The sequence below is a fragment of the Polynucleobacter duraquae genome (genome assembly GCF_000973625.1).
Classification (GTDB): domain Bacteria; phylum Pseudomonadota; class Gammaproteobacteria; order Burkholderiales; family Burkholderiaceae; genus Polynucleobacter; species Polynucleobacter duraquae.
Map to the genome: position 1 here is coordinate 1580728 of NZ_CP007501.1, position 11390 is coordinate 1592117.

The 11390-nt window shown below is 45.2% G+C and carries 12 protein-coding genes; all 12 read right to left on the reverse strand.

The annotated features are described in order from the left end of the window. Positions 1 to 258, reverse strand: a complete 258-nt coding sequence (locus CL55_RS08180) for a hypothetical protein (protein WP_046330644.1) — start codon at positions 256 to 258, stop codon at positions 1 to 3. Then, a complete protein-coding gene (locus CL55_RS08185; protein ID WP_046330645.1) occupies positions 255 to 458 on the reverse strand; it encodes a FixH family protein in 204 nt (67 codons plus the stop codon). The genes CL55_RS08180 and CL55_RS08185 overlap by 4 nt, the downstream gene beginning before the upstream one ends. A gap of 32 nt (positions 459 to 490) precedes the next feature. Beyond that, entirely contained in the window at positions 491 to 1948 is a 1458-nt protein-coding gene (gene ccoG / locus CL55_RS08190) for a cytochrome c oxidase accessory protein CcoG (protein ID WP_046330646.1), read from the reverse strand. Positions 1949 to 1951: 3 nt separating this feature from the next. Next, positions 1952 to 2875, reverse strand: a complete 924-nt coding sequence (gene ccoP, locus CL55_RS08195; RefSeq protein ID WP_046330647.1) for a cytochrome-c oxidase, cbb3-type subunit III — start codon at positions 2873 to 2875, stop codon at positions 1952 to 1954. After that, the gene (locus CL55_RS08200) at positions 2872 to 3039 is read right to left on the reverse strand and encodes a CcoQ/FixQ family Cbb3-type cytochrome c oxidase assembly chaperone (RefSeq protein ID WP_046330648.1); all 168 of its coding nucleotides are present in this window, start codon (positions 3037 to 3039) and stop codon (positions 2872 to 2874) included. Before CL55_RS08200 ends, ccoP begins: the two co-directional genes overlap by 4 nt. Positions 3040 to 3044: 5 nt before the next feature. Further along, a complete protein-coding gene (gene ccoO / locus CL55_RS08205; RefSeq protein WP_046330649.1) occupies positions 3045 to 3695 on the reverse strand; it encodes a cytochrome-c oxidase, cbb3-type subunit II in 651 nt (216 codons plus the stop codon). Between the two features lie 11 nt (positions 3696 to 3706). Beyond that, on the reverse strand, positions 3707 to 5149 hold the full coding sequence (gene ccoN / locus CL55_RS08210) for a cytochrome-c oxidase, cbb3-type subunit I (RefSeq protein ID WP_046330650.1): 1443 nt from the start codon (positions 5147 to 5149) through the stop codon (positions 3707 to 3709). A 170-nt stretch (positions 5150 to 5319) separates the two neighbouring features. After that, entirely contained in the window at positions 5320 to 5499 is a 180-nt protein-coding gene (ccoS, locus tag CL55_RS08215; protein ID WP_046330651.1) for a cbb3-type cytochrome oxidase assembly protein CcoS, read from the reverse strand. Between the two features lie 9 nt (positions 5500 to 5508). After that, positions 5509 to 8004 carry a heavy metal translocating P-type ATPase gene (locus tag CL55_RS08220; protein WP_237150488.1) on the reverse strand — a complete coding sequence of 832 codons (2496 nt, stop codon included), beginning with the start codon at positions 8002 to 8004 and terminating at the stop codon, positions 5509 to 5511. Then, positions 7955 to 9199, reverse strand: coding sequence for an MFS transporter (locus CL55_RS08225; RefSeq protein ID WP_046330652.1), 1245 nt, complete (start codon positions 9197 to 9199; stop codon positions 7955 to 7957). The genes CL55_RS08220 and CL55_RS08225 overlap by 50 nt, the downstream gene beginning before the upstream one ends. Before the next feature lie 3 nt (positions 9200 to 9202). Further along, positions 9203 to 9958 (reverse strand): 2OG-Fe dioxygenase family protein, encoded by a 756-nt coding sequence (locus tag CL55_RS08230; RefSeq protein WP_046330653.1) that lies wholly within the window; start codon positions 9956 to 9958, stop codon positions 9203 to 9205. A gap of 29 nt (positions 9959 to 9987) precedes the next feature. Further along, the gene (locus CL55_RS08235) at positions 9988 to 11289 is read right to left on the reverse strand and encodes a TAXI family TRAP transporter solute-binding subunit (RefSeq protein ID WP_046330654.1); all 1302 of its coding nucleotides are present in this window, start codon (positions 11287 to 11289) and stop codon (positions 9988 to 9990) included. Between the last annotated feature and the right edge of the window lie 101 nt (positions 11290 to 11390).

The following is an 11390-nucleotide window of genomic DNA, read 5'->3' on the forward strand; positions in this document are numbered from 1 at the left end:
CTAAATTAAGCTTTTATCTGAGTTCTTAGCGTCAGCATTAATCCCCGGAAGAATATAGGCTGTAAGCGCGCTCGAAAATGAGCAAAAAATCCAGATAACAAAAAATCCAATGGTGTAAATACCTTCGTCAGAGATATTAGGGTGATGACCAAAAAATAATAGCTCGGCAGGATGCACAATACTAAAGAGTAGACCTTCAGCCAAGATGGAGACCAAGAATGAAGGCCACATAATCCAGATGAATAAGCGGTACTTCATTTGCGATCCTGCTCTACTTTAAGCTGCTCTACTTTGAGTCCACGCTTCACTACGCCATCTCGCACTGGCTTATCTGAATAAAGATTAACTGCCAAATAAATAGTAATCACACAACCAATAGCAGCAAGTGCTGGGCCACTAATCAGTAGCCAAGGCCAGAGCTGTTTAAACCAAGGCTTATTAGATTCATGTTCTGACATATTTATCCTCTCTCTATCTTTCGCTGTATAGCTTAGCGGGGAATAATAAAACTCGATTTTTCATCACGAGTCCTAATAATTAACTCGCTACCAGATACCTCCTTACCAATCACATCAAAGTGAATTGGGTAATTACCAGGCTCATGGGCACCTACAGTAGTACTTAATTTTACGGGAATCAATAGATTGCTAGCTGGACCCACTGCAATCTCCGTCACCAATTCTCCTTGAGAATTCAGTATTCTTAAATCAGATAAGCCACTCGCCTTGAGCTGTACATTCATATTATTTTCTGATGCATTCATGATCTGAATGCGATAAATATTTTCAATACGTACGCCATCTACTTCGCGAGCCAATGCGCCTCGATCACGCATCACATCCACTCTTAAAGGGTTACGAGTAACTAATGAGATTAAGAAAGCACTGGTAAGAACAGTGATAAAGGCAATGTAGATTAAAACCCGTGGACGTAAGATATGGCGTATGGCACTTTGATTAGTTTCTTTTTCTTCAATGGCTCGCTCGGTTGTATAGCGAATCAAGCCTTTTGGATAGTCGACCTTTTCCATCACTTGATCGCAAGCATCAATACAGGCACCACATCCAATACACATATATTGCAGACCATCACGAATATCAATGCCGGTTGGACAAACTTGCACACAAATACTGCAATCTACGCAATCGCCAAGACCGAGAGTTGTATGATCGGCTGACTTGTTACGACTCCCGCGTGGCTCGCCACGGACCTTATCGTAGGTAACCAAGAAAGTATCTTTATCAACCATCACACTTTGGAAGCGTGCATAAGGGCACATATATTTACAGACTTGCTCGCGCATGAAACCTGCATTGCCCCAGGTTGCAAAGCTATAGAAACACAACCAAAAGGTTTGCCACGGCCCTAAAGATAGATGCAAGATTGCAGCACCGAGCGTTTCAATTGGGGTGAAATAGCCAATGAAAGTAAAACCGGTCCAAAAAGCAATTAAGAGCCACAGAAAATGCTTCGTAATTTTGAGGCGCCATTTATGAATACCCCAAGGCCACTCCTCACCATCTAAGCGAATCCGCGCAAAACGATCGCCCTCAACCTTACGCTCGATCCACATAAAAATTTCGGTATAGACCGTTTGGGGGCAAGCGTAGCCACAAAATAATCGACCCGCTATAGCGGTAAATAAAAAGAGGGCTAAAGCAGAGAGAATTAATAGGAGTGTGAGATAGATTACATCCTGCGGCCATAGTACGAGGCCGAAGATATAAAACTTACGCTGAATTAAATCAAAGAGTACCGCTTGACGATCATTCCAACTAATCCAAGGCAGGCCATAAAATAATAATTGCGTTGCAAATACCAAGATGAGGCGCCAACGAGCAAATAAGCCGCTAACAGATCGTGGGTAAATCTTTCGCCGGATCTCATAAAGAGATTCCTCAATGACATCTATAGGAATAGGCTTCCCTATGGGTGAATGATTTGACACTGATTACTTGGCTGCAGCCGTCTTGTTGTTAGACAAACCCCAAACATAAGCCGTCAAAAGATGAATCTTTTCAGGGCTCAATACCTTATCTTGAGACGGCATCATGGCTATCCTGCCTTTAGTGAGAGTCTCCACAACAGTTGCCTCTGATCCACCATATAGCCAAGTCTTATCAGTCAGATTGGGTGCGCCCATGGCAATGTTGCCTTTACCGTCTACACCATGACAAGCCACGCAATTCGATTTAAATAATTCTGCGCCACGAGCGACTTTTGCATCATCAGCAGGCAAGCCAGACAAACTACGAACATAGTTAGCCAAATCTACAATCTGAGCAGTTTCGAGATGTCCATATGCAGGCATCACTCCATTGCGACCATTAATGAGGGTTGTCTTAATATTTTCAGGAGATCCGCCATAGAGCCAGTCGCCATCGGTTAAATTTGGAAAGCCTTTTGCACCACCCGCATCTGAACCATGGCACTGTGCACAGGAGTTTAAGAACAAGCGTTGACCCATTTCACGCGCCTTAGGATCTGCAGCAACTTCCTCAATGTCCATCTTCACATACTTAGCGTAGACGGGCTTTAACTCATCATTAGCTTCTGTCATTGAGCTCATCAGAGCGCCGTCAGTGGTATAGCCAGCCACCCCCGGAAATGAACCCAAACCCGGAAATAAAACTAAGTAGGCCAAAGCAAAGATGCAAGATAACAAGAACATCCAGGCCCACCAGCGCGGTAATGGATTATTGAGTTCGCGCAAATCGCCATCCCAAACATGACCTGTATCTGCTACTGCACCATCTGCTGTATGGATTACCTTGGCCTTACGTTGTGAGGCCAGAAGCCAGATACACCAAACAATACCGACTAATGACACTAAGGCGATGTAATTGCTCCAACCGCTATTAAAAAAGTCACTCATGATTTGTCCTTACTAAATTCATCCGGAAGATCAAATGGCAGTTCGGCTGATTCTTCATTGGCAGACTTTCTACCTGGAGACCAAGCCCACCAAACAATCCCTACAAAAAAGGCGAGTCCAATGACGGTCGAAAAAGCGGAGAGATAGGCTGTGATCTGTTCCATTTGATTTATTTCACAACAACTTCATCAACCATGATGTAGCGACGATTGACACCTAAACCCTGCAGATAGGCAATCAAGGCATCCTCTTCAGTCTTGCCTTCCAACTCCTTAGGTGCCTCAGCAATCATTTCATCAGTGTAAGGAACTCCCAAACGACGCATTGCCATCATATGAGACTGAATCGAGGAAGCGTTGGCAGCGCTCTTCTGCAGCCAAGGGTAGCCAGGCATATTGGACTCAGGCACTACATCACGCGGGTTACGCAAGTGGATACGATGCCAATCATCCGAGTAACGAGCACCAACCCGAGCTAAATCAGGGCCAGTACGCTTACTACCCCAGAGGAAAGGACGATCAAATACTGACTCGCCAGCCAAAGAGTATGGACCGTAACGCTCAACCTCAGAACGCAAGGTACGAATCTGCTGCGAGTGACAGCCAACGCAACCTTCGCGCTGGTAGATATCGCGGCCAGCTAAACGCAATGCGGTATATGGCACTACACCGGGGCTCGGTTCAGTTGTAGTGTGCTGAAAAAATAGAGGGACGATTTGAACTAAACCAGCAATCGACACCACAATAATGGTGGCAACAATTAACCAGCCAACATTTTTCTCAAGCGTTCCATGGGAAAAGAATTTATTTTCGCTAGACATTTTTCTTCCCCTTAGTGAGCAGCTGCAGATGTTTGCGGAATCGGGGCATTGACAAATGTTTTACCAATCACTGTCTTGTAAACGTTATATGCCATCAAGAACATGCCGCTCAAGTAACAGAGGCCTCCTAATAAACGAATCACATAGAAAGGATAGGTTGCTTTTACAGACTCAACAAAGCTATAAGTCAATGTACCGTCTGGTTCAAATGCTCTCCACATCAAGCCCTGCATTACTCCAGCAATCCACATTGCAGCAATGTAAAGCACCACGCCGAACGTAGCGATCCAAAAATGCACCTCAATCAAGCGAGTACTGTACATATCTTTCTGCCCAACTAAACGAGGGATGAGGTAGTACAGAGAGCCAATCGTAATCATGGCAACCCACCCAAGGGCCCCTGAATGAACGTGGCCAATAGTCCAGTCGGTGTAATGTGACAGGCTATTTACAGTCTTGATAGACATCATTGAACCCTCGAATGTAGACATGCCGTAGAAAGACAATGCCACTACCAAGAATTTCAAGATAGGATCGGTGCGCAATTTAAACCAAGCACCAGACAAAGTCATGATACCGTTGATCATGCCGCCCCATGATGGAGCTAACAAGATAATTGAGAACACAGTTCCAAGCGACTGAGTCCAGTCAGGTAAAGACGTGTGTTGTAAATGATGAGGGCCCGCCCACATGTAGGTGAAGTTCAATGCCCAAAAGTGGACGATAGACAAGCGATATGAATAAATTGGACGTTCTGCTTGCTTGGGAATGAAGTAATACATCATGCCTAAGAAACTGGTGGTTAAGAAGAAGCCAACTGCATTGTGACCATACCACCACTGCACCATCGCATCTTGCACACCAGCATAGGCGGAATAGGATTTCCACATACTTGCTGGCATTTCTAAATTGTTAAAAATATGCAGAATGGCAATCGTCAGGATATACGCACCAAAGAACCAATTAGAAACATAAATATGCTTTGTTTTACGTTTCATGATGGTGCCAAAAAACACGACCGCATAGGCAACCCAAACCACCGTGATTAGGATATCAATGGGCCACTCTAGTTCTGCGTATTCCTTGGAGCTTGATATACCCAGAGGCAAAGTAATTGCAGCCAACACAATCACCAACTGCCAACCCCAGAAAGTAAAAGCGGCTAGCTTGTCACAAAAAAGTCTTGCCTGGCATGTGCGCTGCACGATGTAATAGGATGTCGCAAATAAGGCCGATCCACCGAATGCAAAAATGACCGCATTGGTATGCAAGGGACGTAAGCGACCATAACTTAACCAAGGAATATTAAAGGTGATGTCAGGCCAAATCAGCTGTGCTGCAAGAACCACTCCCACGAGCATACCCACAATTCCCCAAAGCACTGTAACGATGGCAAATTGACTGACAACCTTGTAATTGAAGGTATCTTGATTGCTCCCCACGGTAAGTCCCATGGTTTCTCCTTTTTTGTGACCTAACAGCGACATAATCCAAATAGACTGAACTTATTATCAAAGTAAGCTTCATGGGTCGTTTTGATCTATATCAAAAAGGATGCGTGCATTTACACTTTTTGCAACTGGATTAACTTGCTTAAATTACCTAACTACTTAAAAAAATAGAGTTATTTTTTATAAGCATCATTCATACTTTTAGATTGAGGCGTGTCGTCATCCATCAAAATAGCCTCCCCTGGACCCTCTAGATCATCAAATTGACCGGCTTTCACAGACCAAAAGAAAATCCAGGCCAAAAGACCAATTAAGATCAGTGAAATAGGAATTAAAAGAAATAGACTTTCCATTCCTCTAGTCTAGGCCTTTCTGAGGCGCCAGGCGTTTAATGTAACCGCCAGCGAGGAAAGGGACATACCAATACCAGCAACCCAAGGATCCACCCACCCCATCATGGCAGCCGGAATGGCCAAGAGGTTGTAAACCAGAGCCCAAATCAAGTTTTCTTTAATAATCATTTGAGTTTTATCTGCCAACAATAGAGACTTAGCTAGCGGGGCCAAGGAACTCGCCGTCAAAATCGCATCTGCACCCGCGGTAGCAAGCGGTGCGCCCGCCCCAACGGCTATGGAGACATCTGCTCTTGCTAGTAGAGGTGCATCGTTAATGCCATCGCCAATAGCCCAAACAAAGTGGCCCTCTTTTTGCAAGCGCTCAATGTAGTGATATTTATCCTCTGGCGAACAGGCGCCTTTGAAGTGATCGATCCCAACATGATTTGCCCACCACGCAACTGTTGCAGGATCATCTCCAGAAACTAAATGGACAGTAATCTTGCGAGACTTTGCAGCAGTTAAGAGCCTCTCTAGTCCCACTCTTGGAGTATCTAAAAATAGAAAGCTCGCAATCAAGCCTTTGTTATCCCCTAGATGCACTTGTCCATACTGACCCTCTTGTGCAATCTGCTGAGCACCAACCCAAGCAGCACTTCCCAGTCGATAAACACCCGAGCTCAGGCCTTTGCCCAATTGATTAATAACTGCCTCAGGCAAGGTGCTTAGCGAAAGATTATCCGCTTCTGCAGCACGCAACAGTGATAGCGCAAGAGGATGTTTTTGACCCATCTCCATGGACGCAGCAATTCTTAATACATCTGCTCGAGAAAATTCTGGACGAGCAACTAAGACTTCTTTTAATTCTGGTTGACCCATAGTGAGAGTGCCTGTCTTATCCAGCACCAAGTCTGTCGCCTTGACTAAACCCTCTAGCACATGACCACGCACAATCAACAAACCTAGCTTTGTCACAGCCCCCTGAGCTGCAGCCATCGCCGTTGGTACGGCAAGAGATAGGGCGCAAGGACAGCTGGCAACCAGCACCGAGACTAAAACAGTCCAAGCCCTACTGGGGTCAACGTAATACCAAATTGCTGAAGATAAGAAAGCAACCATCAACAGAAAGCCTACAAAATATCCAGCCCACTTTTCTGCGAGACTGACCATGACAGGTTTGGCTTGCAATGCTTGATCTAGTAATGAAGCGATACCTGCAATACGAGTAGATTGACCTACAGCATCGATTCTCATCAATATCGGATTGAGAATATTGTGCGTACCTGCATATACTCGATCACCCATCTTCTTATCAATCGGCTTAGATTCGCCGGTCAGTAGTGACTCATCTAAAGTGCTCTCATACTCAATCAAAATGCCGTCAGCCGGAATGACATCCCCCGGAGGAACGCGCAGAACTTCACCAGGATTGCAGTTCACTACCGGCACAATTTCCACTTGCTCAGACTGGGGATAGTTCGGCACTCTCTCACACGTAGCCGGTAATTGCTTTGCCAGCGCCTCTGCTCCACCCTGTGCATCTTGTCGAGCTAATAGCTCTACATAGCGTGCCGCCAAAATAAAGGCAACAAACATGGTGATGGAATCAAAATAGCCCTGACCTGAGCCTGTCACAAGATTTACGGTGCCAGCACTAAATGCTAGGGCTAGAGCTAGAGCAATCGGCACATCCATACCCAACATATGCGTTTGCTGAAATGAAGTAATGCTCCGCCAAGCTGCTCGGAAAATGGGGCCTGCTGAATACGTCATTACTGGAACCGTGAGAGCCCAACTGGTCCAGCCCAATAGCAGGTCATACTCCACCGTAATATCGCTGTCACCCACATACATTGGCCAGGCATACATCATGACTTGCATCATGCCGAGCAATGCAACCCCTAGTCTAGTAAGCAATTGACGACGTTCTTTTTTGGACTTCTCAATAGAGAGTGAGGGCTCAAAAGGCCATGCCTCGTAACCAATGCGCTCTATCTCAAAGAGTAAACGAGCAAGACTAGTTTTTTCAGGGGAAAACTCCACCTTAGCCTTTTGACTGACATAATTAATCTGCACATCTTTAACGCCAGGGATACGTCGTAGGTGTTGCTCACATAACCAAACACAAGCGGCACAGCGGATCTTCTCCAGTCGAAGCGTAGTCTCCAAATCAGCTGCATCACTACTCGGCCGAGTGTATCTACTGAGCAAAGAAGGATCATCATAGGGGGTTAAGCTGGGAGGAATTTCACTTGAAGCAAGGTAAGCTGCAGGCTTATCGCTTGACTGTGCACGGCGTATATAGAATACCTCTAAGCCTTCTCCATGAATTGTTTGTGCAATTGCCATACAACCGGCACAACAGAATTTTCTATTAACACTATCGAGCTCAAGCTCGTAAGAGTCATTCGGAAGAATAAAGCTGCCACAGTGATAACAGCTATTGCTTGGCAAGCTAGAGCTCATAAATGAATCATGATTTGCTGGTAATGGACCCACTAAACCAGCCGTTACGACGCTCATAAAATATAAACAGAACACCCCAAACTACCACTGCAGCATATGCCCAGACCCAGGATATTTGCGAGGCACGTGAGCCAGTTAAATCCAGCACAAAACCAAAAATAGCTGGGCCTAACAACCCGCCTCCAAAGCCCATCAGGGAATGGAGTCCCATTGCAGCACCTTTAATATTGTCTTTAGCGCTAATGACTAAGCCCGCAGTTAAGGTGGAAGAATCGGCCATGATGAAAATTGCATGCCCTACTGCCAAGGCAATAATCAACCACCAAGATTGTCCTGTTGATAAAGCGAGTGCCACACCAAATGCCGCACTAGATAGCATGACAAAGAAAATCCATTTTTGACGCCCTATTCTTAAGGCAATCTCGTTTCCGATAATGGATGCAGGAACGCCAAAGAAATTAATCAGACCCGCAAGAGTAGTTGCGGTTAATAAAAAGGGGTCACCTGTCACGATGGCACAGAAACCAAAAAAGGCTACGATCCAACTGCGGGAAGCAAATAACTCGATTGAGTGGACGGTATAACCAAAAATAAATCCAGAGGCTGTTTTGTCTTGCAAGACTAGGCGCCACTTATCAACTGGAAAAATATCGTGTAAGCGAATGCGTATTGGACCATGCCACTTTTCATGGGTAAGTGCTGGTATGAATAAGAGCACAATCAACAGTGCAGTAAATGGGCCTAAGGCAATGATTCCAAAAACGTAGCGCCAGCCTAAGCTATCTAAGATCCAACCAGAACAAAGATAAGAGAAGCCAGTACCAATACCAAAGAATGCGGTGTAGAAGGCGATGTGACGGGTCAGCTCACCGGTTTTAATACGATCTGACAGAATTTTTAAGCCAGGCATATAAGTGCCCGCTAAACCAACTCCATTGAGTGCCATAAATATCAAGGCAGTCCAGAAGTTATAGGCAAAGAGGCCCATGCCGAGCAATCCACAGGTCGCTGAAAGACCACCTACGAGATAGACTTTTTTTGCATCAATGCGATCGGTGAGAGCGGTTGCCAATGGGACCATCAGCATGTAACCAAAGAAAAAGGCGCTAGCAATCAGTCCAGACTGTAAATTACTGAGATGCCATTCATCTTGTAATGTTGTTAACACCACTGCGTAACAGGCAAAACCTAATAGCGCACAAGTTTGTGCCATCAGCATCAAGGGTGTGTAACCAGAGGGTTTCAAACGCATAAATTACTGCTGACTGCTATTTGGAGAATCCTGGAAGCCGTTTGAGCGGAACGTGAGTACCAAAGTATCCCTATAGCCGTACTGTCCCAAGGGCTGAATCGGAGTCGATTCATGAATCATTTTTTCATCATTCATCAGCAATAAAGACCAAGGCTCAGTGAGAGTAAATCGCAAACCAGTAGAACCGGTGGCACTAAAAATTCGGGTCTCGCCACCCTTGACATCGACTCGATTGATTAAAAAGACAGCTACAAAATCAACGCCGTCACGATGCGCCCCCTCAGGCGTTGGTCGCCCAATGCCATCTGTCGTATCAATCCGAAATTGGTGGGCCTCAATAAACCATGTATTAACTTGCTTAACGCCATCCAGAATATGAGTCAGTCCCAACAAAAGAGCATGCCAGGTAGGGTTACTAGTGAGCTCAGCTTGCGAAGGTTCAAACCAACGTTCTATACCGCCATGCAGCGCGTTGTAATCGACAGACTGCCAGTGTGCACGATGCGGCACCTTAGCCAAAGATTGTCCCTTAACCTCAAAGCTTGAATGACGGCGAAAACGATACCGCCCACCATCCTTAAGATACGGGTCTCTAGGCAAGCCTTCCCAGAATTGAGTGAGATTGAGTAGCTGATTAAGATCCACATGTGCAATCTGCGCTACATCCTGAGCAGAGACAACTGCAAAGCCATCATCTTGTAAAGATTGAACCAACTCCCTAGCGGGCGTTAATGGGGGTAAAAGGCTGGAAAGAGTCATAGGTATATTTTAGGCGCATACCAATCAATTTAGGAATACAGGTTCAAACGGTTGCGAACGTCCCCCACATGACCTTTTAAGTCATACAACTCTTTTGCATCCAACATGGATACTTTAATGTTACCTACCCTTCGCTCAATATTCTCCAAATCCTTCAAGTTCTTTTCTTTTAAATCAGGATTAGAGGCATGTCTTTCAATCACCTTAAGCTCCTCATACACTTGAGATAGCTTGAGGCGCAAGAGTAAATTCTTAGCTGCGGGGATGTAAGTAAATAAGGGAATCAAAATCACTAGAAGTGGAATTACAATTTTTGCAAAGCGTCCAATCCACACCGCCGTCCAGAAAGGTAAATGGCGATGCAAGAAAGACGGTCCATCCTTTAAGTAGATTTCAGCATCAACATGCAAAGGAAAATCAAGACCAGAACCAGATGGAAACTCTCCCGGCTTTTGTAAATAGGAATAAGTTTTTAATACATCGTAGGTAGCCCCAAGTAACAGTGTTACCAATGCAGGACTAATATCACTCTTACCTACTAAGGTTGCAGTTGCAGCAAGCACCTGAATATCTTGACGCGGCAGATCATAGGCGATGCTCACGACACCACGCGGTACTGTTACTTTTGAGAGGAAAGGAAACAAGTGCACATAAGCTTCAGCCTGCTCAAAGTTCATTAAGCGAATGCCGGGAGTTTCATAAAATTTTTTGACTAAAGGAGCCTCCGCAGCACTTACCAAAAATACAGCATCTAACTCACCCTTTTTGAACTTCTCTAATGCATCCAGTGGCTTTAATTTTTCAGCACGAATATCGCTCAGACTCAGTCCGCTTGCTGCAAGCAATTGAGAAGTCAGGGACAAGGTGCCGCTACCTTCATTTCCGATAGATACTCGCTTACCTTTTAACTGACTCAATAAACCCAATCGCCCCGATTCAGTTGGAAAGCTAGACTCTCTGTACCAAACCCATACCGGCTCATAAAACACACCGGCGATAGAAATAAAATCAGGGTACTTGGATAAGTCCGCTACGCCACCCTGCACCATTGCAAAATCTACTCCAGAGTACTGGTCACTTAGTAAGGCTAAGTTGTCACCCGTTCCGCCGGTCGTACGTAATTTCATAGATACGCCTTGCTCAGCAAGCTCACTTTGGAGCTTTTCACCAAACTGCTGATAAAGACCGGTTGGGAAACCCGTTGCCAGCTCAATTGATCTGGGCGGAGGCGGCACCAATACCCAGAGCGTGGCAAACAGCATGGCAACCAAAATCAAAAAGGCGATGGATACTGCCACAGGGTTATAAATATTTTTGCGTATGAAGTTCATAAGAATTCTGCTTGTTTTTGCCATTATGCCCCGAGCCCAAGGATCTAGAGGGTAATGAATTGATTCGAATTATTTCGGGATAAGATAGGGGTTTTAAAGAG